Consider the following 24,723-nt stretch of genomic DNA (forward strand, 5'->3'; position numbering starts at 1 on the left):
ACATCATCCTGCGCGCGACAGCACGAGCCCGCCCAGGATCATGCCCGCTGCCAGCAGCCGCTGCCACGTGATCGCCTGCACGGGAAGGCCGAAAGCTCCCACCGCATCCAGGACCAGCGCGGCGGCAACTTGGCCGAAGACCAGGGCCGCCACGGTGCTGACCACCCCGAGCTGCGGCACGCCCCAGATCACGATGGCAACGTAGAAGGCGCCGAGCAAGCCTCCCAGCCAGGACCACCATGGTGCCGAGGCCACGGCGACGCCCGACGGCCATGCGCCTTTGAACGCACTGATGGCCGCCAGAATGACGAAGCCGATCCCGAAGGAAATGCAGGCCGCCAGCACCGGATCGCCGAGAGACCGCGCCAGGGCGGCATTGATGGGCGCCTGAGACGAGAGGAACACGCCGCCCAGAAGAATGCCCAGGAGCGGCAGCAGGATCGAAACGTTCATGGGATTGCCTGGAGTGATTCTCGGTTTCAGCAATGTCGAATTCATGCACTGCCCTGAGTCGGAGTGTCTGGGCCGTCATGCGCCTTCCCTCACCGTCATGGCCGGGCTTGTCCCGGCCATCCCGATATGAAAAGCGCAGCGCCTCACCGAAGTGGGATCACCGGCACAAGGCCGGTGATGACGTCAGGAGGGCTATTGGCCATTGATGAACCAGACTCAGAATGACGGCAGAGTCTTGCGGTTCTCAGAGCGACGCTCCGCTTTTGAGAAGCTTGTAGACCATCGAATCCGTCAGCGCCTGGAACGATGCGTCGATGATGTTCGGGGAGACCCCGATGGTGGTCCAGCGCTCGCCGGAGCCGTCCATGAACTCGATCAGCACGCGCGTCACCGCATCCGAGCCGCCCTGATAGATGCGGACCTTGTAGTCGACCAGCTCCAGATCCTGAATCAGGTTCTGATACTTGCCGAGATCCTTGCGCAAGGCCACGTCGAGCGCATTCACCGGACCGTTGCCTTCGGCGGCCGAGATCAGCACCTCGTCGCCCACACGCACCTTCACGATGGCTTCCGAGGCGGTGACGAGTTCGCCGACCGCATTGAAGCGGCGCTCCACGTTGACGGAGAAGCGCTCCACGTCGAAGAAGGCCGGCACCTCGCCCAGCATGCGCTTGACCAGCACGTAGAAGGACGCGTCCGCGCCTTCGAACGCGAAGCCTTCAGCCTCCTTGCGCTTCACTTCGTCGAGCACGCGCGCGATGCGCGCATCGCCCTTCTCCAGCGCGAAGCCGCAGCGCTTCAACTCGGCCAGGATGTTCGATTGCCCGCCCTGGTCGGAGACGAGAAGCCTGCGCGCATTACCGATGACCTCCGGCTCCACATGCTCGTAGGTGCGCGGATCCTTCAGCACCGCGGAGGCATGGATGCCTGCTTTCGTCGCGAAGGCGCTCGAACCCACGAAAGGCGCATGGCGGTTCGGCTGACGGTTGAGGATCTCGTCCACCTGCCGCGAGACATGGGTGAGCTGACCAAGCGCCTCATCCGTGACGCCGAGATCGAAGCGGGCGGCGTAAGAGGCCTTCAGCTTCAGGGCGCCGATGAGCGTGATGAGATTGGCGTTGCCGCAGCGCTCGCCGAGGCCGTTGAGCGTGCCCTGGATATGGCGCGCGCCCGCTTCCACGGCGGCGAGCGAATTGGCGACCGCGCAGCCGCAATCGTCATGGGCATGGATGCCGAGATGCCCCCCTGGCACGACCTTTGTCATCGCCGTGACGATCTCCGTCACCTCGTGGGGCAGCGTGCCGCCGTTGGTGTCGCAGAGCACGATCCAGCGCGCGCCGGCCTCGTAGGCCGTCTTCACGCAGGACAGAGCGTAATCCGGATTGGCCTTGTAGCCGTCGAAGAAATGCTCGCAGTCGACGAGCACTTCGCGGCCCTTCGCGCGAGCGGCCTCGACGCTCTCATGGATGCCCGCGAGGTTCTCCTCCGGGGTCGTCTCGAGCGCCACCCGCACATGATAGTCCCAGGACTTGGCGACGAAGCAGATGGCATCGGCCTCAGCCTCGAGCAGGGCCGCGACGCCGGGATCGTTGGAGACCGAGCGCCCTGCCCGCTTCGTCATGCCGAAGGCCGTGAACTTGGCGTTCTTGGTGCGCTTCTCGGCAAAGAACGTGGTATCGAGCGGGTTCGCGCCCGGATAGCCGCCTTCCACGTAGTCGATGCCGAGTTTGTCGAGGAGTGTGGCGATCGCTTTCTTGTCCTCGAGGGAGAAATCCACGCCCGTGGTCTGCGCTCCGTCACGCAGGGTGGTATCGAAGAGAGTGATGCGCTCGCGGCTCATGACGACAACTTCCTGTCTTCCTGGGGCGTCAGACGCTTTTCCATGGTGGTGGTGCCGAGCCATTCGTCGCCAAGCGGCATGGTGTTGCGGCGCTGCGGCTGGAAGCCCTGCTTCTGGAAGAAGGGCAGCGCGTTGTCGCTGACCTCCGCCACGAGGCGCGGGGCACCGCGCGCGCCGGCGAGCTTTTCGACGGCGTCGTAGAGCATCGTGCCGATCCCCTGCCCGGCCACGGCGGGATGCACGTAGAACAGATCGATCAGCTCGTTGTCTTTCAGCGCAATGAAGCCGACGGGGGAGCCTTCGACGGTCGCGATCAGGGTCAGGCCCTTCGCGAGCCTCTGGGCAAAGGAATCGTCCGCCGCGAGAGCCATCCAGGCCTCCTGCTGGCTCTCGCTGTAATCCTCGCCCGTCAGCTCGGCGATGCTCTCCTCGTAGATGTCGACGAGCACCGGCAGATCCGCTGGCAGGAAGGGCCGAAGCCCCGGTTTCGGCAAGGCCTGTCCCATCAGCGCGCCCTTCCTTCGATCAGACCACAACGTATCCCACGCATGTCATGGCCGGGCTTGTCCCGGCCATCTCGATTGGAAAAGTGCGGCGTCTCTCGGATCGGGATCACCGGCACAAGGCCGGTGATGACGGTGGAGGGTGTAAGAGCGTTCATCGCGCCACCTCCCAGGTGGTGGTGCCGTCCTTGTTGTCCTTCACCACGACGTTCAGCGCCGCGAGCTCGTCACGGATGCGGTCGGACTCGGCCCAGTTCTTGGCGGCGCGCGCCTCCTTCCGGGCGGCGATCAGCGCCTCGATCTGTGCAGGATCGACGCTGAGAGAGGCCTGCTTGCGGGCTCTCCAGGCCTCGGCTCCTTCGAGGAGGAAACCGAGCGAACGAAGGTTCGCACCGAGTTCCTCGTGAGCGCCCTGCCCGTCGAGGGCATGAAGCTCCGCCAGCATCTTCGGCGTGTTGAGATCGTCCGTGAGCGCATCGACGATGTGGTCCGAAAGAAAGGCGCTGTCGCCCCTGCCCGCAAACTCATACCAGCGGTCGAGGGTCTTCTCGCTCTCCTCGAGGCCCTTCACCGTCCAATCGATGGGCTGGCGGTAATGGGTGCGCAGCATGTTGAAGCGCAGCACCTCGCCGGGCCAGTCCTGCAAGAGTTCGTTGATGGTGAAGAAATTGCCGAGCGATTTCGACATCTTCTCCCCTTCCACCTGCAGGAAGCCGTTGTGCATCCACACATTGGCCATGCGCAGCGTCTCGAAGGCGCAGCAGCTTTGTGCGATCTCGTTCTCGTGGTGCGGGAAGACGAGGTCGATGCCGCCGCCATGGATGTCGAAGATCTCGCGCTCCGTCGGATCGGTGCAGGTGAGCCGCGTCTCGAAGGCCTGGACCAGATGCTTCCAGGACATGGCCGAGCACTCGATGTGCCAGCCGGGACGGCCCGGGGTCGCGATGCCGGCCGGCGAGGCCCAGGCAGGATCCTGCGGCCCTGACGGCTTCCAGAGCACGAAGTCCATCGGGTCGCGCTTGTAGGGCGCCACGTCCACGCGGGCGCCGGAGAGCAGCTCGTCCAGGGAACGCTTCGAGAAGGCGCCGTATTGCGGCACGCCCGCGAGCGTCTGCATGGCCGCGACGGAGAAGAGCACGTGCTCCTCGGCCACATAGGCCGCTCCGCGCTCGATCAGCCGCTCGATGATCATGCGCATCTCGTCGATGTGCTCGGTCGCCCGGGGCTCGACGAAGCGCGCAGGCTTCCCCGCCTCGTTCACGTCCTCCGGCATGAGCACGCCGAGCGCCCGGATGTCGGCGTGGAACTGCTCCTCGGTCCTGCGGGTGACGGCGCGGATGGCCTCGTTGTGGGGCAGGTCCGGATAATCCCGGGCCGCGCGGGCGTTAATCTTGTCGTCCACATCGGTGATATTCCGCACATACGTGACGGCTTCCTTACCGTAAACATGCCTCAGCAGACGGAAGAGAAGGTCGAAGACGATGATCGGGCGGGCGTTGCCGATGTGGGCGTAGTCGTAAACGGTGGGGCCGCAGACGTAGAGGCGCACGTTTTCAGCATCGATCGGGACGAAGACGTCCTTCGACCGGGTCAGCGTGTTGTAGAGCCTCAAGCTTGCCGCCATGAAACCAAATCCCTGTCAGGCCGCAGGCCGGAGGATGGTTTCGATCTTGGAATGAGAACGAGACGGCTCCAGCCAGCGAAATGCGCTAGCCGCAAATAATCCCGGAAATGAGGATCGTTGCCGTGTTCATGAAGTCATCAATGCCTTTTCAGGCTGAAGTCGTCAAGATTTCCGATTTGGTAATCATGTTTAATTTGCACGGCCGCATGAAACGGGTTCCGGCCAAGCGCGTTAGAGCTTTGTTCACGCACACTCGTGGCATAATGGCCCGAGTTCAAACAAAGAGGTCTACGATGCGCCGCGCATTCGCCATGCTCGGAATGGGTACTGTCGTGTTTTTTGCAGCCGCGTCCCTGACACTGCTCCCCAACGGCTCCCAGGCCTCTTCGACCCAAGCCACCTTCATGGTTCCCGCCGCCGACGGCTATGGCGTTGCGGAATGTCTCATCACAAACCAGGCTTGTGGCCAAGTTGTGGCGAATGCCTGGTGCGAAGCCCATGGCTATACCAAGGCGGTTTCCTACCGGCAGATCACCCCCGACGAGGTGACGAGCAACATCCAGAAGGCCTCCCTCGGGCCCAAGGAGCCGCCGGTCTCCGTGACCTGCTCGAACTGAGGCGGGTCCGCCTCAGGGCGGCATCGGCGCAAGCATGGCCCGGGCAGTCGTGAGGACGGCTCGGGTCAGGTGCCCCACCAGAGGTCCGACGATCCGGCTCTGCTGCCAGTAGAGCGGCACCTCCAGAGGCTCGGAGGGTTCGAACGCCACCAGGCGGCCCGAGCGGACATGTTCCCGAACCACCGCTTCCATGTTCATTCCCCACCCCAGTCCCGCCAAAGCCGCATCCACGAAGGCCTGCGATGACGGCAGCCAGTGGACGGGCGGCCTCACATCCGTCCCGAGCGCCCTCCGCAGCCAGACCGCCTGGAGCTGATCCTTCCGGTTGAAGACGAGGCACGGCGCCAGAGAGGCCGATCGCACGTTCATCCCGTCCGGCAGCCACCGCGCCACGAAGCCTGGGCTGGCGGTCGCGAGATAGCGCAGGCTGCCCAAGGGGTGGCAGTTGCACCCCTGGATCGGCTTTCCGTATGAGGTCACGGCGGCGACGACCTCGCCGCGCTGCAGCCACTCGGCGCTGTGATCCTGGTCGTCCACCACGAGGTCGAACAGGAATCCATCCGTCTCGGCCATGGCCGGGATGAACCAGGTGGCGAGACTGTCCGCGTTGACGGCGATGCGCAGGGTGACGGGGCGGCTCTCGGGCTGCAGGCCCGGCAGGGTCTGGCGCAGGGAGCTTTCCAGCAGGGCGACCTGCTCCACGTGCTGGCATAGGCGCTGGCCGGCTTCGGTCGCCAAGCAAGGCTGCCCCCGGATGACGAGAACGGCTCCGATCCTCTCCTCCAGCAGCTTGATCCTCTGCGAGACCGCCGAGGGCGTGACATTCAGCTGTTGCGCCGCCCGCTCGAAGCTGCCGGTGCGCACGACCGCTGCAAGAGCGGAGAGAAGGGCATAATCCAGCATGGTTCAGTTTTTCTAATTCGGGATCAGACACTTTAACTGTCCTAATCAGAAGGCCAGCCTTAGGGAAGGGTCAGATCCCGTTCGGACCATCACCCTGATCGCTCCCCTCGTCGCCGGTTTCCTGCTCGGCCTCAGCCTCATCCTCCCCATCGGGGCGCAGAACGCCTTCGTCCTGCGCATCGGCCTGCGCGGCGAGCATGTGCTCGCGGTGTGCTTCACCTGCGCCCTCTCGGATGCGGTGCTCATTTTGGCCGGCATTTCCGGCTTCGCGCAGCTCAGCGCACGGGTGCCCTGGGCCGAGACCCTCCTGCTTTACGGGGGTGCCGCTTTCCTTCTCGCCTATGGGGCACGCAGCTTCATGGCCGCCTTCGGATCGGCATCCTTGAGGCCGTCCGAGGCGGCGCCGGAAAGCCTTCGCCGGGTGGTTCTCACCTGCCTTGCCCTCACTTGGCTCAATCCGCATGTCTATCTCGATACGGTGGTCCTGATCGGCTCGATTTCGACCCAGTTCGACGAGGGCAAGGGATGGTTCGCCGCGGGCGCCATGCTGGCTTCCTTCACGTTCTTCTTCTCCCTCGGCTTCGGGGCCCGCCTCCTGAAGCCGCTCTTCGCCCAGCCCGTCACGTGGCGCGTTCTCGATATCGCCATCGGGTTGATCATGTGGGCGACCGCCGCACGGCTGCTGCTGAGCGAGGGGTCTGTTTGAGGCCGGTCCGTGACTCTTGGCCCATGCTGAGGGACGGGAAACCCACCCACACGTCATCACCGGCCTTGTGCCGGTGATCCCGATGGATTGAGGCATCGCGCTCTTCCGTATCGAGATGGCCGGCACAAGGCCGGCCATGACGTGCAGAGGTCATTCACGAGGGGCGAATGCTCTTGGCCCCATTTTACGGCCAGATGCGGACGGATGGGGCCTCCGAAAAAAGCTACCAACCAAGGCCGTCACGAACCGTCCTACTTATTCAGCCATTCCCCGCATTTCGGCGGCACTTCCGTGCCCCACGGCATGAGCGGTACGGTCGAGGTGGAATTCTTGGGGGAGCCTTCGATGGGCCGGTCCGAATAGACCATGTAGACCAGGGTGTTCCGCTTTGCGTCGCAGCCGCGCACGATCTGCATCTTCTTGAAGATCAGCGACCGGCGTTCGCTGAACACCACGTCGCCCTGGCCGAATTTCTGCTTGAACTTCACCGGGCCCACCTGCCGGCAGGAGAGCGAGATGTCGGAGACCTCCTCGGCCACGCCGAAGGTGCCGGAGATGCCGCCGCGCTCGGGTGTCGTGTAGTGACAGGCCACGCCCTCGACCACCGGGTCGTCGATCCCGTAAACCGCCAGCTTGTCGTCCGGGGTCAGGGCACGCCAGACCGTGGACTTCTTGAAGATCAGGTCCGGCTCCTGGGCGGCGGCACCTGTTGCGGCAGCCATCGTCAGGGCCAGAGCCAAGGCAATTCGAGCAAGCATCGTTCCAATCAACTCCCACGGTTACGCTGTCATGTGGGGATTGTTTCGGCCTTTGACGAGATGCTCGCGTTCTCGACGTGCGCGTCGTTGGGTGCGGAAAACCGGAGCCACTTTTCACCGGCGTGGCCCTGCGGGTCGCTGACGCGGCCCTCCGGGTCCGCACGATGCGCTATTCGGCGTGATGGCTGACGATGCAGATCTTATTGCCGTCGAGGTCGCGAAAGTAGGCGCCGTAATAGTTGCGATGGTAATGCGGCCGCAGGCCCGGGCCGCCCTCGTCCGTCCCGCCCTGCTCGAGGGCTGCGGCATAACAGGCATCGACGAGGCTGCGCTTCGCGGCCAGCAGCGCGATCATGGGACCGTTGCCCGCGCTGGGCGCCCTGCCATCGAACGGGCGCACGACCAGGAACTGCGGCCGCCCGCCCGGAAGGCCCCAGCCGATGATCCCGTCGTCCGCGAACCGGACCTCGAGCCCCAGGGGAGCCAGGACCGCATCGTAGAACGCCCTCGCCCGGGCGAGGTCATTTGCTCCGATGGTCGTATGAGAGTACATGCAGGATCACTTTTCGGAGTCGCTGTTCGGGACCAAGCTAGGCAGCTTCCCTCGAAGGGGGCAAGGCGTTAATCACAATAGGGTCAAATTCCAGCGTCACATGACCAGCTTACCCAGGCATGTGACGCCGCAACGGACCGGTTCTGCGATCAGCTCTATGGCAAAGACATCATTTCTCCGCTCACTCATCGCCCTGACGGCCTTCCTCGCCGCCGGCCAGGCCGCTTATGCCCAGTCGTCGCAGTGCCAGCGTTTCCAGGCCGAGCTGGCGACATTGGACCGTAGCGGCGGGAGCGCGCCGACCGGCCAGATGCAGGCCCAACGGACCGAGATCAACCGCCTCGTCGGCTATTACCGCAATATCGGCTGCGAGCGCGGCCCCCTCGGCTTCCTCGCCGGTCCGGCGCCCGCCGAATGCGGCTCGATCGCCGCGCAGGTCCGCCAGCTCGAGGCCGGCTATGCCCGCTTGGCCTCTCAGGCCGTCGACCAAAGCCAGATCGAAGCGCGCCGCCGGCAACTGCAGGTGGCCGTCCAGCAGACCTGCTCCACGGAACCCCGCGGCTTCTTCGAATCCCTGTTCGGCGCCCCGCGTCAGCAACAGCAGCAGGAGATCATGCCCGAGGGCCAGCCGATCATCGCCGATGACGGACCGCCCTCCATGGGTGGAGGGCGCCTGATCTGCGTGAAGACCTGCGACGGGTCGTTCTTCCCGCTGACCACCCCTCCGGGCGGCGGCCAGAGCGCCAACGAGATGTGCCAGTCCCTGTGCCCCGGCACGGAAACCCTCGCCTTCGCCTATCCGGGCGGCGACCAGGGCCTCAACCGGGCCGCCTCGCTCTCCTCGAACCAGCCCTATACGTCGCTGGCGAACGCGTTCAAGTTCCGGAAGACCTTCGACGAGAGCTGCGCCTGCAAGAAGCCCGACGAGAGCTGGGCCGTGGTTCTGCGCAAGGCGGAGAGCATGCTCCAGCAGCGCAAGGGCGACCTGATCGTCACCGCCGAGAAGGCGGAGGAACTGTCCCGCCCGAAGACGCAGGCCGCCCGCAAGGCCGCCGACAAGAAGGCCGACGACGAGACCAAGGAGGCCGCCGAGATCGCCGCCGCCGCTCCGACCGCCAGCAAGGAATCGGCCGGCATCGGCCCGCAATCGATCGAGACCAATACCGTGGTCGGCCAGGGCGAGGGCTCGAAGCAGGAGGTCGTGGCGGGCAACGGCCAGAAGAAGACCGTGCGGGCGATCGCCCCCAACCTGATCCCGGTTCCGCACGCGCAGAACTGATTGCCGTCAGAACGGTGCCGTCCGCGGCCCTACTGCCGCCGAGGATAGTTCCCCCTCTCACGTCATGGCCGGGCTCGTCCCGGCCATCCCGATCCTATTAAGCTCCGCGCCTTTCTTAATCGGGATCACCGGCACAAGGCCGGTGATGACGAAGGGAGGTGCACATGCATTCCGCACTGCCTCCCGTCATGCTATCACCCCGGCATGAAACCGCTCGATTCCCTTGAGATGCCCCGGCCGGCGGGCGCGTCCGATCCCATCATCGCCGTCTCCGGCCTCAGCAAGACCTACGCATCCGGCTTCCAGGCCCTGAAAAAGGTCGATCTGGAGATCCGCCGGGGCGAGATCTTCGCGCTGCTCGGCCCCAACGGCGCCGGCAAGACGACCCTGATCAGCATCGTCTGCGGGATCGTCAACCCGAGCACGGGCACCGTCACGGCCGACGGCCACGACATCATCCGCGATTATCGGGCCGCCCGGACCAAGATCGGCCTCGTCCCGCAGGAACTCACCACCGACGCCTTCGAGAGCGTCTGGGCCACGGTGACGTTCAGCCGGGGCCTCTTCGGCAAGCCGCCCAATCCGGCCTATCTCGAAAAGATCCTGAAGGATCTCTCCCTGTGGGAGAAGCGCGACAGCAAGATCATGACGCTCTCAGGCGGTATGAAGCGCCGGGTGATGATCGCCAAGGCCCTGTCGCACGAGCCCAAGATCCTCTTCCTCGACGAGCCGACCGCGGGCGTCGACGTGGAGCTGCGGCGGGACATGTGGAACATGGTCCGCGCCCTGCGGGAGAGCGGCGTCACGATCATCCTGACCACCCACTACATCGAGGAGGCCGAGGAGATGGCCGACCGGATCGGGGTGATCAGCAAGGGCGAGATCATCCTGGTCGAGGACAAGAACGTCCTGATGCAGAAGCTCGGCAAGAAGCAGCTCACCCTGCACCTGCAGAGCCCTCTCTCGGTGCTTCCGACGGAGCTGCAATCCGAGAGCCTGCAGCTTTCCGCCGACGGCTCCGAGCTCGTCTACACCTTCGATACGCAAACACAGGAGACAGGCATTGCCGGCCTCCTGCGCCGCCTCAGCGAGCACGGCATCGATTTCAAGGACCTGCAGACCTCCGAGAGCTCGCTCGAGGAAATCTTCGTCAGCCTGGTTAGGGGGCGCTCGTGAATTTCTATGCCATCAAGGCCATCTACCTCTTCGAGATGGCGCGCACCTGGCGCACGCTGATGCAGAGCATCGCCTCGCCGGTGCTCTCGACCTCGCTCTATTTCATCGTCTTCGGCACCGCCATCGGCTCGCGGATGGCAAATATCGACGGCGTGAGCTACGGCGCCTTCATCGTGCCGGGCCTGATCATGCTGTCCATCCTGACGGAGAGCATCTCCAACGCCTCGTTCGGCATCTACATGCCGAAATTCGCCGGCACCATCTACGAGCTCCTTTCCGCTCCGATCTCGGCGCTGGAGACGGTGATCGGCTATGTGGGCGCGGCCGCCACCAAATCGGTGATCATCGGCCTCATCATCCTGATCACGGCGCGGCTCTTCGTGGATTTCTCGATCGAGCATCCTTTCTGGATGCTCGCCTTCCTGGTGCTGACCTCCGTCACCTTCAGCCTGTTCGGCTTCATCATCGGAATCTGGGCCGACAGCTTCCAGAAGCTGCAGGTCGTCCCGCTGATGATCGTGACACCGCTGGCCTTCCTCGGCGGCAGCTTCTATTCCATCAACATGCTGCCGCCCTTCTGGCAGACGGTCGCCCTATTCAACCCGGTGGTCTATCTGGTGAGCGGCTTCCGCTGGAGCTTCTACGGCGTCGCCGATGTGGGCGTGGGGATCAGCCTCGGCATGACCCTGGTCTTCATGCTGATCTGCCTGGCCGCCGTCTGGTGGATCTTCAGGACGGGGTACAAGATCAAGGCGTGAGGCTTCCTCCCTCCCCTTCGCGGGGAGGGATTGAGCATGGGGGTCGCAAAGTCGGAGCGGAGCGCTTCGTCACGCTCTCAACGTCATCACCGGCCCTATGCCGGTGATCTCGATTGCGAAAAGCGCGGCGTTCTTCCGATCGGGATGGCCGGCACGAGGCCGGGCCATGACGTGGCACGTGTGATGGGACAGTCTCACCCAGTCGTCTGCCCGCACCCTCCCCGTAATGGGAGGGAGGCGCTCTAAGCCACCTGCCCCGCCAGCCGCGCCCTCGCCCGCTCCGGCCCGATCAGCGGCAGCAGCGCGCCCAGCTCCGGACCATGATCGAGCCCGGTGAGCGCCAGGCGCAGCGGCATGAACAGGGCCTTGCCCTTCACGCCGGTCGATGCCTTCACGGTCTCCGTCCAGGTCTTCCAGGTCGTGGAATCCCACGGCCCCTCCGGCAGAACACCCGTGGCCGCCGCGATGAAGGCCTTGTCCTCGATGACCGGAGCCACTGGTCCGCGCACCACCTTGGCCCACTCGGCCGCATCCCGGACCTTGGTCAGGTTGCCGCGCACGGCATTCCAGAAGGCTTCGCCCTCATCGGCATCGAGCCCAGTCAGACGCTCGCGGGCGGCCTCGTAAGGCATCTCGTGGATGAGGCGGGCGTTCAGGTGCTCGAGCTCGCTCTCGTCGAACTTCGCCGGCGCCCGGGAGATGTGGGAGAAATCGATGAGGCGGGCCAGTTCGTCGAGATCGGCCACGGGGCGCACGGCTTCCGCCGAGCCCACGAGCACGGCGAGCGAGGCCACCGACTGCGGCTCGAGACCGGCATCGCGCAGGCCCTTGATCGACAGGTGGCCGAGGCGCTTGGATAGGCCCTCGCCGCTCGCCGTGATCAGCAGACTGTGATGGGCGAAGGTGGGAACGGCGGCGCCGAGCGCCTCGAAGATCTGGATCTGGACCGCCGTGTTGGTGACGTGATCCTCGCCCCGGATCACATGGGTCACTTTCAACTCGATGTCGTCCACCACTGACGGCAGCGTGTAGAGATAGGTCCCGTCCTCGCGCACCAGCACCGGATCGGACAACGAGCTGCAATCCACGTGGCAATGGCCGCGCACGAGATCGTCCCAGGTCACGTTCGTGGGATCCAGGCGGAAGCGCCAATGGGGCTTGCGCCCCTCCTGTTCGAGCTTCGCGCGGTCCTCATCGGTGAGCTTGAGGGCAGCCCGGTCGTAGATCGGCGGCAGGCCGCGGGCGAGCTGGCGCTTGCGGCGGAACTCAAGCTCTTCCTGCGTCTCGTAGCAGGGATAGAGGCGGCCGAGGACCTTCAGCCGCTCGGCTGCGGCGTCATAGAGGTCGAACCGGTCCGACTGGCGCACGATCACGTCAGGCGGAATGCCGAGCCATTGCAGATCGGTCTCGATGGAATCCGCATATTCCTTCTTCGAGCGCGCCACATCCGTATCGTCGAAGCGCAGGATGAAGGTGCCGCCTTCCCGCCGCGCATAGAGCGCGTTGAGCAGGGCCACGCGGGTGTTGCCGATATGGATGTGCCCGGTCGGGGACGGGGCGAAGCGAACGATGGGCTTGGACATGGGAAACCCTATGGCGAAGGGCAGCGCGCCGCGCAAGTGCCGCAAGACCCTTCGCCCCAATGCCCCTCTGATTTTCGCAGAGGCCTCCCGTGCCCGCCGTGACGCAATTTGGGCCGCAGAACGCTTCAGATCGCCCGCGCGATCATCTCGATGGGAGCGATCGTGCCACCTTCGAGAACGGTCATCACGTTGCCGATGCGCTGCGGCATGTCTGCGCCGAGGATATGAGGGCCGAGGGCCGGCATGCCTTCCCTGGCGACCTTGTCGCGCATCTCGCGCCCTAACGCGAGGGCGAAGTCGCGCCGGTTGCGCTCCTTTTCGATCTCGAAGCCGCCGGCCTCCAGCAGCCGTCGATAGGTCTCCGGTCGTTCTACGAAGCTCGTGGCCTGCGTCATCGCCCAGGGCATGGGGAAGGGAATCTCGCCCTCGCCGATCTGCATGATATCATAGACGCCGAAGCGCCCGCCGGGCTTCAGGACGCGCCGGACCTCGGAGAAGAGCGTCGCCGTGTCGGCGATGTTCATCCCTACATGCATGAGCAGGGCTCCGTCGAACGCGCCGTCCTCGAACGGAAGCGTCAGGGCACTTCCCTGCCGGAAGGAGACGCGATCCGCGAGCCCGCAACGGCTCGTGAGCGAGGTCGCGACCTGGACGAGCTCCTCCGTGAGATCGATCCCCGTCACCCGGCAGCCGAGCTCTACCGCGAGATGCCGCGCCGGGCCGCCGATGCCGGAGCCGACGTCGAGAACATGGGAATCGCGCGAGAAGCCGAGTTCCCGCGCGAGTTCGTCGGTTTCCGCGTACCAGCCGAGATGAAACTCGTCGATGCTTGAGAGATCCGTGTTGACGAGCTTGTCGGGGTTCTTCCCGCTCTTCGTCAGTGCGTCGAGAATCGCGCCTTCGAGCCCGCCCCGGGTGTAGTGGCTTGCCACCTGCCGCTCGATATCCATGAGATGTCCCATCGAGATTGCGCACGAGGCTCCAGCCCCTCGCGCTCGTGCATGCTTCGCCCCTGGAAACCCACACACTGCGCCCGGAATCCAAGCTCCGGGAGCATGATTGAGACAATGAGCCCGCTTTCGCTCCAAAGTGAGGCAGGGACAGACCGCCTACACGTCCATCGAGCCCACCCGCGGCTTTCCGATGGCGCGCTCCAGGGCCTCGTCCTTCTGGTGAGCCACCAGGCCCTGGTCGCGGTAGCGGTTGACGATCGGGTAGCGGCGGTCGCGGCCGAAGTTCTTGCGCGTGACCTTCACCCCGGGCGCCGCCTGGCGGCGCTTGTACTCGGCGATGTAGAGCAGCCGTTCCACCTTCTTGACGATCTCCGGGTCGTAGCCCTTCGCGACGATCTCGGAGACGCGCAGTTCCTCCTCCACGAGGCCGCGCAGGATCTCGTCGAGATCCTCGTAGGGCGGAAGGGAATCCTGATCCTTCTGGTTCTCGCGCAATTCGGCCGTAGGCGCCTTGGTCAGGATGTTCTCGGGGATGACGATGGCGTCAGGACCGAGAGCACCCTTCGGCTTCCAGCGGTTGCGCAGGGCCGAGATGCGGTAGACCTCCATCTTGTAGAGGTCTTTGATCGGGTTGAAGCCCCCGTTCATGTCGCCATAGATGGTGGCATAGCCCACTGACATTTCCGACTTGTTGCCGGTAGTCACCACCATGGCGCCGAACTTGTTCGAGATCGCCATGAGAATGGTGCCGCGGGCACGGCTCTGCAGGTTCTCCTCCGTGATGTCGCGCTCCCGGCCCGCGAACAGGGGCTGAAGCGAGGCCTCGAAACCTTCCACGGGCTCCGCGATCGGGAGGATGTCGTAGCGGACGCCGAGCGCCTTGGCGCAATCCTCCGCATCCTTCAGCGACTCGCCCGAGGTGTAGCGGTAGGGCAGCATCACGCAATGCACCCGGTCGGCTCCGAGCGCGTCCACCGCCATGGCGGCGCAGATGGCGGAATCGATGCCGCCGGACAGACCGAGCACCACGCCGGGGAAGCGGTTCTTGTCCACGTAATCGCGCAGGCCCAGAACGCAGGCCGCGTAATCCGCTTCCTCGCCCTCCTCCACCGTCACGATCGGAGCCTCGCGGCAGGTCCAGCCCTCCTCGCCCTTCACCCAGGTGGTGAGCGCGACGATCTCCTCGTTGGCGGGCAACTGGCAGGCGAGCGAGCAATCGGCATTGAGCACGAAGGACGCGCCATCGAAGACCAGTTCGTCCTGACCACCGACCTGATTGAGATAGACCAGCGGGAGCCCGCTCTCGGTCACGCGGGCCGCCGCGATGTTGAACCGCTCTTCGGTCTTGCCGCGCCAATAGGGCGAGCCGTTGGGCACGAGGAGCATCTCGGCGCCCGTTTCGGCGAGGCACTCGACCACATCGCCGGTCCAGATGTCCTCGCAGATCGGGAGACCCAGACGGATGCCGCGGAAATTCACCGGTCCTGGCAGGGGCCCGGCGGCAAAATTGCGCTTCTCGTCGAAGACCCCGTAATTCGGCAGGTCGACCTTGAAGCGCACGGAAATCGAGCCGCCGTCGAGGAGCGCATAGGCGTTATAGAGCTCGCCCTCCTCCCGCCAGGGCAGCCCGACGAGCATGCCGGGACCGCCGTCCGCCGTCTCGCGGGCCAGCCGTTCGAAGGCGGCGCGGCAGGAATCCTGAAAGGCGGGCTTCAGCACGAGGTCCTCGGCGGGATAGCCGGCGAGGAACTGCTCGGCGAACATCACGATGTCGGCCCCGAGCCGGGCCGCTTCCGCGCGGGCCTCGCGAGCCTTCTGCTCGTTGCCGGCTACGTCGCCGACGATGGGGTTGAGCTGCGCGAGGGCGATCTTGAGCGTGTTCTGGGCCATGATACCTGCGCATCGGACCCAAAAGTGGAGGCCGCTTTCGGGATCCATCCGATGCTCCCTTTCTTGATAGGCGCATCATCCGGCGCGGAAAACCGGGACCACTTTTCCGCATGATGCGCTTCGGATTTAGCGCGCTGCGGGGGGCGCAGCAATGCAAGGCTAAAGCTTTCCCACGAACTCTTAAACGCTCATGAGGCAGGGCTGATCCGGTGCCGTTGCATGGATCTTGCGCCGGTTGGGACGTCGCCTTTCAGCAGCCCCTGCAAAGCTCAAGCTTTGTGGGAACCTGGAACAGTCCAGTTCGTTGTCCCAACACGAATTACATGGGAGACTGACATGTTGAAAGGTGGCCTTCTTTGGCTCATCGGCATTCCTCTGCCGATCATCCTTATCCTCTTCTTCATGGGCTGGCTGAGCTAAGCTCAAATACTGGTAGAGTTGCGTATGCGTAAATAAAAGGGGCGCTCCTGGCGCCCCTTTTATTTTAATCCGTCCAGTCGTTCATTCCGCCGCGAGGGCGGTCGGTTCTCCCCTTGACTGGCGCTCGCGCTTGATCAGCTCTGAGGTCAGGAAGGCGATTTCGAGCGCCTGCTCCGCGTTGAGGCGCGGATCGCAATAGGTGTGATAGCGGTCGCGCAGGTCCGCATCCGTGAGCGCACGGGCGCCGCCGGTGCATTCGGTCACGTTCTTGCCGGTCATTTCCAGGTGGATGCCGCCCGCATGGGTGCCTTCCGCCTGATGGATGGCGAAGAAGTCCTGAACCTCGCCCATGACACGCCCGAACGGCCGGGTCTTGTAGCCCGAGGCCGCCTTGATCGTGTTGCCGTGCATGGGATCGCAGGACCACACGACCGTGCGTCCTTCCTTCTGGACCGCGCGGATCAGGCCCGGCAGATGATCGCCCACCTTATCGGCGCCGAAGCGGCAGATCAGGGTGAGGCGGCCGGCCTCGTCCTCGGGGTTGAGGGTCTCGATGAGCTTGAGCAGCCCGTCGGCCGAGAGCGACGGGCCACATTTGAGGCCGATCGGGTTCTTGATGCCGCGCATGTATTCCACATGGGCATGGTCGAGCTGGCGGGTGCGGTCGCCGATCCAGAGCATGTGGCCGGAGGTGGCATACCAGTCGCCTGTCGTGGAATCGACGCGGGTCATGGCCTCCTCGTAGCCGAGCAGCAGGGCCTCGTGGCTGGTGTAGAAATCCGTCGAGCGCATCTCGGGGTGCGTCTCAGGATCGATGCCGATGGCCCGCATGAAGTTCAGGCTCTCGGTGATGCGCTCGGCGAGCTCGCTGTAGCGGGAGGATTGCGGGGAATCCTTCACGAAGCCGAGCATCCAGCGATGGGCGTTCTCGAGATTGGCATAGCCGCCGGTGGCGAAGGCGCGGATCAGGTTCAGCGTCGCGGCCGATTGGCGATAGGCCATGAGCTGGCGGCGCGGGTCGGGCGTGCGGGCCTCCGGCGTGAAGGCGATGTCGCTGATGATGTCGCCGCGGTAGCTCGGCAGTTCGACGCCGTCGATGGTCTCCGTCGGGGCCGAGCGCGGCTTGGCGAACTGGCCGGCCGCACGGCCGACCTTCACCACGGGCGAGCCGCCCGCATAGGTGAGCACCACGGCCATCTGGAGGAAGAGGCGGAAGAAATCGCGGATGTTGTCGGCCGAATGCTCGGCGAAGCTCTCGGCGCAATCGCCGCCCTGCAGGAGGAAGGCCTCGCCCTTGGCCACCTTGGCCAGGGTGCGCTTCAGCTTGCGCGCCTCGCCTGCGAAGACGAGCGGAGGAAAGCCGGCGAGCTGCTGCTCGACGCTCTCCAGCGCCTCAAGGTCCGGAAAGGCCGGAACCTGCTGGATCGGCTTGCTTCTCCAGCTATCGGGCGTCCACCGCTCGGTCATGACACTTACCCCCGTGTCCTTTCTCGAAATTCTCATCGTTCACCGCAACAAGCGGCACGAAACGGCACCTATACACGACATAAACAAAAAGGCGAGTGCGTTAGACAACAGACACGCAATAGAGGACCGCGTGTCGCGGCTCCTCGAATCAGGCCTGAAATCCTGCGAATTGAGAGAAAGGCGTTCCTCAGCGGGCGTGGCGCTGACGGCTCTCGCGCCGGGACATCCAGAGGGCGCCAAACCCCATCGCCACGGCAATGACCGGGATGCCGAAGTAAACATAGGCTTCCAGAAGGGTCATGGCTTCGGGTCTCTCAAGATCAACTTCGCTATGGAATGTAGGATAAACCCGACGAAAAGCCAAATGATGCTGACCACAATGGCGATGGCATCCCTTGGCATGGCGTCCGACCCGTAACCGACGGCCACCATCGGCCCCACGAACCCGGCGATGACGAACGCGACGGCGACATTATTGAGTGCGGTCGCAGTCAACTTGGTCTGCTCATTATGGATCAGACTCACCAGGCGCCCCCCTGCAATGCCATTCCGACCTGTCTACCCCACCGCCACCGGCTTCTTGACCACCACGGGCGTGCGCATGGTCACCAGTTCCTCCGCGGCGGTCGGGTGAACCGCGACGGTGCGGTCGAAATCGGCCTTGGTGGCGCCCATGGTCACGGCGACGCCGGCAAGCTGGATCATCTCGCCCGCATCGTGGCCCATGATATGGACGCCCACGACCTTGTCGGTGGCCTTGTCGACGATGAGCTTCATGAAGACCCGGTCCTTGCCACCCGAGAGCGTGGCCTTCATCGGCCTGAAGGCGGTCTTGTAGACGTCGATGTCGCCATAGATCGCCCGCGCCGCGGCCTCGCCGCAGCCGATCACGCCGATTTCCGGCGTCGAGAAGACCGCCGTAGGGATCAGGTCATGGTCGATGATCGTCTCCCTGCCTCCGAACACGGTGTCAGCGAAGGCATGCCCCTCGCGGATGGCTATGGGGGTGAGGTTCGCCCGGTTGGTCACGTCGCCCACCGCATAGATCGACGGCACGAGGGTCTGGGAATAGCCGTCGACCGGGATGGCCCCGACCTCGTCGACAGTGATTCCGGCATTCTCCAGCCCGAGCCCTTTCGTATTCGGCCGCCGCCCCGTGGCGACGAGAACCTGATCGACGGTGAGCACGGAGCCGTCGGACAGGGTCGCGGCGATCCCATCGGCCGTCTTTTCGAGGCTCGTGAGGGTCCGGCCCAGAGCCAGCTTGATCCCGCGCTGGGCATAGGCCTCGCCGAGCGCATCCCGCACGTCCTCGTCGAAGCCGCGCAGGAGCTTGTCGCCCCGGTGCAGGAGGGTGACCTCGCTGCCGAGGCCGGCGAAGACGCCGGCGAACTCGACCGCGATGTAACCGCCGCCGACGACCAGAACACGCTTCGGCTGGCTCTCCAGATGGAAGACCTCGTTGGACGTGATGCCGAGCTCGCCGCCCGGGATGACCGGCTCCAGGGTCGGATGGGCGCCGACCGCAACCAGGATGTAGCGGGCGCGGATGCGCGCGCCGGTCTTGAGCACGTGAACCGTATGGGCATCCTCGATCACCGCGCGGCTGTCGACGATCTCGACGCCCGCCTTCTCCAGATTGGCGCGATAGATCCCCTCGAGGCGATCGATCTCCCTGTCCTTGTTGCGGATCAGAGTCGCCCAGTCGAAGCGCGTCTCCCCGACGCTCCAGCCGAAGCCCTCCGCATCGTGGAAATCGTCGGCGAAGCGGCTGGCATAGACCATCAGCTTCTTCGGCACGCAGCCGCGGATGACGCATGTTCCGCCGACCCGGTACTCCTCGGCCAGCATGACCTTCGCGCCGTAGCTCGCGGCGATGCGCGCCGCGCGGACGCCGCCGGACCCGCCTCCGATCACGAAGAGGTCGACATCGAATGAGGACATGAGGCGGTCTCCGCTTAATTCTGCGTCTTCGACTTAAGACATATAAGGATGGTTTCGGGCGAAGTCGCCCGCCAGCCCTGCTGCGCGCGCATGGCTGCTCACCCGGTGGCGAAGCTCTTACGCGAAGGTTCAACAACGATAAAGAACCAAGCGCTTGCCGCTCCCCCGTTCCCTCATTAGGGTCTGCCCGGACACGCTGACCCGATGTCGGCGTCAATGGAGGAAACTTATGAGCCAGGTTCGTAAAGGTCTTTGGCGCAGCGCTCTCGCTGCGGCGGCCGTTGCCGGATTCGTGACGTCGGCGGCAGCTCAGATGGAGCTCAAGATCATGGCTCCGGCGGCGCCGGGCGGCGGCTGGGACCAGACCGCCCGCTCCATGCAGCAGGCCCTCACCCAGTCCGGCATCGCCAAAAGCGTGCAGGTCACCAACGTGCCGGGCGCCGGCGGCTCCATCGGCATCGCCCAGCTCGTCAACAATTCCAAGGGCGACGGCAACCAGCTCATGGTCATGGGCTACGTGATGGTGGGCGCGCTTCTCACCAACAAGTCGCCCGTGACCCTCGACCAGACGACGCCCATCGCCCGTCTGACGACGGAATACGAGGCGATCGTGGTTCCGGCCAATTCGCCGATCAAGAACGCCAAGGATCTCGCCGCGGCCATCAAGGCCGACCCGGCCAAGGTCACATGGGCCGGCGGTTCCGCCGGTGGTGTCGACCATATCGCGGCGGCCCTCTTCGCCAAGGCTGCAGGCGCGGACCCGACCAAGATCAACTACATCCCGTTCTCCGGCGGCGGTGAGGCCCTGGCGGCCATCCTCGGCGGCAAGGTGACGGCGGGTATTTCGGGTTACGGTGAGTTCGAGAGCCAAGTGAAGGCGGGCAAGCTGCGCCTCATCGGCCTGACCTCGGCTGCCAAGACCGCCAATGTGGACGTGCCCTCCATCAAGGAGCAGGGCATCGATCTCGAGATCGCCAACTGGCGCGCGGTGGTTGCCCCTCCCGGCATCTCGGCCGACCAGAAGAAGGCTCTGACGGACGCCATGGACAAGCTGGCCCAGTCCAAGGAGTGGCAGGAGATCCTGAAGGCCAAGGGCTGGGAAAACGCCTACGTTTCTGGCGATGCCTTCGCCAAGATCCTGGCCAACGAGCAGGCTCTCACGAAAGAAGTGCTCACCGCCGTAGGGCTGGTGAAGTCTTAAATTTCAAGATAAAGGCCGTTGGAAGCGCCGCGTTCTCGGAGCGCGGCGCTTCTTTTTTGGGACATTCCATGGCACCATCTCCCCAGCGGCGCATCGACGTGGCAGGCCTCGTCATCGCCCTCCTTCTTCTTGCTCTCGCCGGCCTAGTCTGGTGGGACATGACCAAGCTCCAGATCCTGTCTCCCTACGACCTCGGCCCGAAGGTCATGCCCATCGTCGTGTCGATCGGCCTCACCCTGCTCGCCATCGGCAACGCCGTCGGGGCCCTGCGCGGCGACCTCCCGGCCCGCGACAGCCTCGACTGGAAGCCGATTGCCCTGATCCTCGGCGGGCTCGCCTGCCTGATCATCCTGATCGCCATCGGCGGCGGCTTCATGATCGGCACGGCCCTTCTGTTCGCGACCACGTCGGCAGCCTTCGGGCGCCGCGCCTTCCCGACGGATCTTCTGATCGGCGCGGTCATCGCCGTGTTCATCTACGTGCTCTTCGCCAAGCTTTTGACCCTGTCCCTGCCGGCAGGGCCGCTCGAACGCCTGTTCTGAGGCCTGTCATGGAAGCGTTTGCATCCCTTGCGGACGGCCTCGCCGTCGCCATCCAGCCGATGAACATGCTGTTCGCGCTCATCGGCGTTCTTCTCGGCACCGCCGTCGGCGTGCTGCCTGGCATCGGCCCGGCACTCACCGTGGCGCTGCTCCTGCCGATCACCTTCAAGCTCGACCCGGGCGGATCGATCATCATGTTCGCCGGCATCTATTACGGCGGCATGTACGGCGGCTCGACCACGGCGATCCTGATCAACACGCCGGGCGAAAGCGCCTCCATGGCGACCGCGCTCGAAGGCAACCGGATGGCGAAAGCCGGACGCGGGGGCCCTGCCCTCGCGACCGCCGCCATCGGCTCCTTCGTGGCCGGCACCATCGCCACCCTCGGCCTCACCTTCCTGGCGCCGTATCTCGTCGATATCGCGGTGAGCTTCGGCCCTGAGGATTACTTCGCCCTTATGTGCGTGGCCTTCGTCACCGTCTCGGCCACCTTCGGCGATTCCCCTGTCCGGGGCCTGACCAGCCTCTTCATCGGCCTTCTGCTTGGGCTCGTGGGCATCGACATCCTCTCGGGCCAGTCCCGCCTGAGCTTCGGCATCCCCGAGCTCTATGACAACATCGAGGTCACGACCCTGGCAGTCGGCCTCTTCGCCGTGGGCGAGGCGCTCTATGTGGCGTCACGCCGCCATGTTCACGAGGAGAAGCTCGAGGCCGTGCGCGGCTCGCTCTGGATGACCAAGGAGGACTGGAAGCGCTCGTGGAAGCCCTGGCTGCGCGGAACGGCTTTCGGCTTCCCCATCGGGGCTCTTCCCGCCGGCGGCGCCGAGATCCCGACCTTCCTGTCCTACTCGACCGAGAAGCGGCTCACGAAGCATCCCGAGGAATTCGGCCATGGCGCCATCGAAGGCGTCGCCGGACCCGAGGCCGCCAACAACGCGGCGGCCGCCGGCACCCTCGTGCCCCTGCTGACGCTCGGCCTTCCGACCTCGGCCACGGCCGCCATGATGCTGGCGGGCTTCCAGCAATACGGCCTCAATCCGGGCCCTCTGCTCTTTGCCGACCAGCCGAAGCTCGTGTGGGGCCTGATTGCCAGCCTGTTCATCGCCAATGCCATGCTGCTGGTGCTGAACCTGCCGCTGGTCGGCCTGTGGGTTCGCCTCCTGAAGATTCCCCAGCCTTGGCTCTATGCGGGCATTCTGGTCTTCGCCACCATGGGCACCATCGCGGCCAATCCCTCGCCGGTGGAACTCGTCATGCTGACGGTGTTCGGCGTGCTGGGCTTCCTGATGCGGCGGTTCGACTTCCCCATCGCCCCGGTGGTCGTCGGCCTCATCCTCGGCCCGATCGCGGAGAGCCAGCTGCGCCGTGCCCTCTCGATCAGCTTGGGCGATCCGATGGTGCTGCTGCAGAGCCCGATCTCGGCAACACTCCTCGGCATCGCGGTGATCGCCCTGGTCCTGCCCTTCTTCCTGAAAGGCCTGGGACGCTTCAAGGCGGTCGAGGACTAGAGCGTTTTCGGCGAAGTGGATCCGGCTCGTCGTCAAAAATGCGACACAGCACCTTGAGCCCATCAAACAGAAAGGCCCGGTTTCCCGGGCCTTTTTCATATCGGACGGGTGATCGAACTCAGTTCAGCTGATGCCCGCGCTTGCTCATTTCCTGCCGGGCGCGGGTCATGATGAACTCCGACGTCCGCTGCGACCAGATGGAGAGATCCCGGACCACGTCGTCGAGGACGCCGGGCTGGATCTGCACGTATTTCTGGCCGGCTGCGGACTTGTAGAAGGTCGCGACTTCCTTCAGCTCGGCCTCGGTCATCCGTGTCGTGAAGATCCGCGCGGTGCTGTCGATCATCTCCTGCTTCTTCTGCTCGACTTCCGGGCGGAGGATGGCCACGACCTGCTCCAGATCCTGCCGGATCTCCGGCCGGGTCACATTCATCTGCTGAAGCTGATTGAGCAGCGGGCCGGTCATGGCATCGAAGGCGCCCGTCATGCCGGAGCCGATGGCGACTTCGCGGGCAACGGCGAGGTGGCTGGCGCTGGGCTGCTGCGCCTGCTGGGCGAAAGCTGGGCTCGCGAGCATGAACAGCGCGACCGAGGTCGCGGCCAGGCGGGAGGCATTGCGGGTCATAAGTAAGGCTCCAATCGTCATAGCTTTAAGGTCAGAGCTGACCGAGTTCGACAAGCCCGTCGTCCGTTGCGAGGATCGCCCCGGTGGCAAGGCCCATGAAGAGACCGTGCTCCACGACGCCGGGAATGTTGTTCAGCGTCGAGGCAAGCACGTTCGGCTTGTCGATGCGCCCGAGATGCGCATCGAGAATGAAATGGCCCCCGTCCGTGACATAGGCCGCACCATCGGGAGCGTGCCGCAGATGCAGCTCGCCGCTCATGCCGAGGCTGTCCAGCAGCCTGGCGATGGCCCGTTCGGTGGCCGTGAGGCCGAAGGGCACGACCTCGATCGGGAGCGGAAAGCGGCCGAGCTTCGAGACGTGCTTGGATCCGTCGGCGATGACGATCATCCGCTGGCTCGCGGAGGCGACGATCTTCTCGCGCAGGAGAGCGCCGCCGCCGCCCTTGATGAGGCGCAGATCGTCGTCGAGTTCGTCGGCTCCGTCGACCGTCAGGTCGAGGTCGGGGGTCTCGTCGAGGGTCGACAGGGGAATGCCCTCGCGTTGCGCCTGGTCGCGGGTCGCCTCGGAGGTGGGAACGCCTACCACCTTGAGCCCGCTCCGAACGCGCTCGCCGATGGCCGCGACGAAATGCACGGCGGTCGAGCCGGTGCCCAGGCCCAGCCTCATGCCATCGGTGACGAGCTCGGCAGCCCTCTCGGCTGCTGCGCGCTTGAGATTGTCGCTCACTGAAATCCTCTAAGAATGCGTCCGCTCTGGCTTGCGAAAGCCTGTTTTGCTCGCCTCTAGCATGTCAGGACGGGTGGAAGAAAGAACGTTTCACCTTCGGTCGGCCGCAGAATTCCTCGTCTAGAGCATCGATACCTTATGCGGCGCATCGCTGGGCATGGAAAACCGGGTTCATTTTTGCTGGCATGGCCCTCCGGTCCCGCAGGTGCGTCAGCGCCTCAGGGGCGCTGCGGAGAGGCTCCCGTACCCGAGCTGACGCTCGGTGTGGCGGCCGTCGGCGCAGCCGTCGATGCGGCGGGCGACGGCGTCATCTGGGGTGTGCAGACCACCCGCTCGTCGAAAACGTAGCAGATGCTCATCTGGCCGGTCCGGTAATTGACCCGGAACACCCCCCCTTCCCGCTCGTGGCGGGAGGCGACCAGTCCATATTCCCCGGGCGGCTGGGCTCCGGCGCCCTCGCCCGCACTGTAACAGAGCGTCACCCCGACCGTGCCCTCCTGGAGTCCATATTGGCAGGAGCTCACCTCGCCGGTGATCCGATCGATCCTATAAATCCTGTTCAGGTCGGTTTGGGGCGCGGGCACGAAATCATAGGATGCGGCCAGGGCGGGGCCGGACAGGCCTCCCAGCGCCAGGACTGCCACAATCAACGCCGCGGAACCAAGGGGCCGCATTCATCACTCCATTCGGTAA

The 24,723-nt window shown here is 64.8% G+C and carries 25 protein-coding genes; 8 read left to right on the plus strand and 17 right to left on the minus strand.

Annotated features, from left to right (window positions below):
* Positions 1-3: 3 nt before the first annotated feature.
* From KHP60_RS11090 to cysS, 4 genes are all read right to left on the minus strand, one after another.
* Entirely contained in the window at positions 4-453 is a 450-nt protein-coding gene (locus KHP60_RS11090) for a DMT family transporter (RefSeq protein ID WP_213563952.1), read from the minus strand.
* A 244-nt stretch (positions 454-697) separates the two neighbouring features.
* Entirely contained in the window at positions 698-2,293 is a 1,596-nt protein-coding gene (cimA, locus tag KHP60_RS11095) for a citramalate synthase (protein WP_213563953.1), read from the minus strand.
* Entirely contained in the window at positions 2,290-2,799 is a 510-nt protein-coding gene (locus tag KHP60_RS11100) for a GNAT family N-acetyltransferase (protein WP_213563954.1), read from the minus strand. The genes cimA and KHP60_RS11100 overlap by 4 nt, the downstream gene beginning before the upstream one ends.
* 151 nt (positions 2,800-2,950) lie before the next feature.
* Positions 2,951-4,420: a cysteine--tRNA ligase gene (gene cysS, locus KHP60_RS11105; protein ID WP_213563955.1), complete on the minus strand. Its 1,470-nt coding sequence runs from the start codon at positions 4,418-4,420 to the stop codon at positions 2,951-2,953.
* Between the two features lie 293 nt (positions 4,421-4,713).
* Between cysS and KHP60_RS11110 the strand changes: the two genes are divergently transcribed.
* Positions 4,714-5,037 (plus strand): hypothetical protein, encoded by a 324-nt coding sequence (locus KHP60_RS11110; protein ID WP_213563956.1) that lies wholly within the window; start codon positions 4,714-4,716, stop codon positions 5,035-5,037.
* A 12-nt stretch (positions 5,038-5,049) separates the two neighbouring features.
* Here KHP60_RS11110 and KHP60_RS11115 read toward each other — a convergent pair whose 3' ends face one another.
* A complete protein-coding gene (locus KHP60_RS11115) occupies positions 5,050-5,940 on the minus strand; it encodes a LysR family transcriptional regulator ArgP (protein WP_213563957.1) in 891 nt (296 codons plus the stop codon).
* Positions 5,941-6,010: 70 nt separating this feature from the next.
* Positions 6,011-6,139, minus strand: a complete 129-nt coding sequence (locus KHP60_RS25645) for a hypothetical protein (protein WP_311924923.1) — start codon at positions 6,137-6,139, stop codon at positions 6,011-6,013.
* On the opposite strand from KHP60_RS25645, the gene KHP60_RS11120 reads away from it, so the two are divergent.
* Positions 6,080-6,646, plus strand: coding sequence for a LysE/ArgO family amino acid transporter (locus KHP60_RS11120; RefSeq protein ID WP_311924943.1), 567 nt, complete (start codon positions 6,080-6,082; stop codon positions 6,644-6,646). The two genes, KHP60_RS25645 and KHP60_RS11120, sit on opposite strands and share 60 nt — an antisense overlap.
* Positions 6,647-6,897: 251 nt before the next feature.
* On the opposite strand, the gene KHP60_RS11125 is transcribed toward KHP60_RS11120, so the two are convergent.
* On the minus strand, positions 6,898-7,404 hold the full coding sequence (locus KHP60_RS11125) for a CreA family protein (protein ID WP_213563958.1): 507 nt from the start codon (positions 7,402-7,404) through the stop codon (positions 6,898-6,900).
* Positions 7,405-7,573: 169 nt separating this feature from the next.
* Complete coding sequence (locus KHP60_RS11130) at positions 7,574-7,957, minus strand: VOC family protein (RefSeq protein ID WP_213563959.1); 384 nt, start codon at positions 7,955-7,957, stop codon at positions 7,574-7,576.
* A 157-nt stretch (positions 7,958-8,114) separates the two neighbouring features.
* Here KHP60_RS11130 and KHP60_RS11135 point away from each other — a divergent pair, with 157 nt between their 5' ends.
* From KHP60_RS11135 to KHP60_RS11145, 3 genes are all read left to right on the plus strand, one after another.
* Positions 8,115-9,236, plus strand: a complete 1,122-nt coding sequence (locus KHP60_RS11135; RefSeq protein WP_213563960.1) for a DUF2865 domain-containing protein — start codon at positions 8,115-8,117, stop codon at positions 9,234-9,236.
* Positions 9,237-9,440: 204 nt separating this feature from the next.
* The gene (locus tag KHP60_RS11140) at positions 9,441-10,412 is read left to right on the plus strand and encodes an ABC transporter ATP-binding protein (protein WP_213563961.1); all 972 of its coding nucleotides are present in this window, start codon (positions 9,441-9,443) and stop codon (positions 10,410-10,412) included.
* The gene (locus KHP60_RS11145; protein ID WP_213563962.1) at positions 10,409-11,170 is read left to right on the plus strand and encodes an ABC transporter permease; all 762 of its coding nucleotides are present in this window, start codon (positions 10,409-10,411) and stop codon (positions 11,168-11,170) included. The genes KHP60_RS11140 and KHP60_RS11145 overlap by 4 nt, the downstream gene beginning before the upstream one ends.
* A gap of 242 nt (positions 11,171-11,412) precedes the next feature.
* Here the strand turns inward: KHP60_RS11145 and gltX are convergent, their stop codons facing one another.
* From gltX to gor, 6 genes are all read right to left on the minus strand, one after another.
* Complete coding sequence (gene gltX, locus KHP60_RS11150) at positions 11,413-12,753, minus strand: glutamate--tRNA ligase (RefSeq protein ID WP_213563963.1); 1,341 nt, start codon at positions 12,751-12,753, stop codon at positions 11,413-11,415.
* Positions 12,754-12,878: 125 nt separating this feature from the next.
* Positions 12,879-13,703 (minus strand): class I SAM-dependent methyltransferase, encoded by an 825-nt coding sequence (locus KHP60_RS11155; RefSeq protein WP_213563964.1) that lies wholly within the window; start codon positions 13,701-13,703, stop codon positions 12,879-12,881.
* A 159-nt stretch (positions 13,704-13,862) separates the two neighbouring features.
* Positions 13,863-15,596, minus strand: a complete 1,734-nt coding sequence (locus KHP60_RS11160; protein ID WP_213563965.1) for an NAD+ synthase — start codon at positions 15,594-15,596, stop codon at positions 13,863-13,865.
* Between the two features lie 501 nt (positions 15,597-16,097).
* Complete coding sequence (locus tag KHP60_RS11165; RefSeq protein ID WP_213563966.1) at positions 16,098-17,483, minus strand: class II 3-deoxy-7-phosphoheptulonate synthase; 1,386 nt, start codon at positions 17,481-17,483, stop codon at positions 16,098-16,100.
* A 297-nt stretch (positions 17,484-17,780) separates the two neighbouring features.
* Entirely contained in the window at positions 17,781-18,008 is a 228-nt protein-coding gene (locus tag KHP60_RS11170) for a hypothetical protein (protein ID WP_213563967.1), read from the minus strand.
* Positions 18,009-18,041: 33 nt separating this feature from the next.
* Positions 18,042-19,427, minus strand: coding sequence for a glutathione-disulfide reductase (gene gor / locus KHP60_RS11175; RefSeq protein ID WP_213563968.1), 1,386 nt, complete (start codon positions 19,425-19,427; stop codon positions 18,042-18,044).
* A gap of 229 nt (positions 19,428-19,656) precedes the next feature.
* Here gor and KHP60_RS11180 point away from each other — a divergent pair, with 229 nt between their 5' ends.
* The 3 genes from KHP60_RS11180 (at position 19,657) to KHP60_RS11190 (ending at position 22,678) form a co-directional block, all read left to right on the plus strand.
* A complete protein-coding gene (locus KHP60_RS11180) occupies positions 19,657-20,628 on the plus strand; it encodes a tripartite tricarboxylate transporter substrate binding protein (RefSeq protein ID WP_213563969.1) in 972 nt (323 codons plus the stop codon).
* A gap of 68 nt (positions 20,629-20,696) precedes the next feature.
* On the plus strand, positions 20,697-21,170 hold the full coding sequence (locus tag KHP60_RS11185) for a tripartite tricarboxylate transporter TctB family protein (protein ID WP_213563970.1): 474 nt from the start codon (positions 20,697-20,699) through the stop codon (positions 21,168-21,170).
* Between the two features lie 8 nt (positions 21,171-21,178).
* Entirely contained in the window at positions 21,179-22,678 is a 1,500-nt protein-coding gene (locus tag KHP60_RS11190) for a tripartite tricarboxylate transporter permease (RefSeq protein ID WP_213563971.1), read from the plus strand.
* A gap of 118 nt (positions 22,679-22,796) precedes the next feature.
* Here KHP60_RS11190 and KHP60_RS11195 read toward each other — a convergent pair whose 3' ends face one another.
* From KHP60_RS11195 to KHP60_RS11205, 3 genes are all read right to left on the minus strand, one after another.
* Positions 22,797-23,303 (minus strand): DUF2059 domain-containing protein, encoded by a 507-nt coding sequence (locus tag KHP60_RS11195; RefSeq protein WP_213563972.1) that lies wholly within the window; start codon positions 23,301-23,303, stop codon positions 22,797-22,799.
* Between the two features lie 31 nt (positions 23,304-23,334).
* Positions 23,335-24,030 carry a ribose-5-phosphate isomerase RpiA gene (gene rpiA, locus KHP60_RS11200; RefSeq protein ID WP_213563973.1) on the minus strand — a complete coding sequence of 232 codons (696 nt, stop codon included), beginning with the start codon at positions 24,028-24,030 and terminating at the stop codon, positions 23,335-23,337.
* A gap of 218 nt (positions 24,031-24,248) precedes the next feature.
* Entirely contained in the window at positions 24,249-24,704 is a 456-nt protein-coding gene (locus tag KHP60_RS11205; RefSeq protein ID WP_213563974.1) for a hypothetical protein, read from the minus strand.
* Positions 24,705-24,723 lie beyond the last annotated feature (19 nt).

The sequence above is a fragment of the Microvirga sp. 3-52 genome, from assembly GCF_018383585.1.
In the GTDB taxonomy this organism is placed as follows: Bacteria; Pseudomonadota; Alphaproteobacteria; order Rhizobiales; family Beijerinckiaceae; genus Microvirga.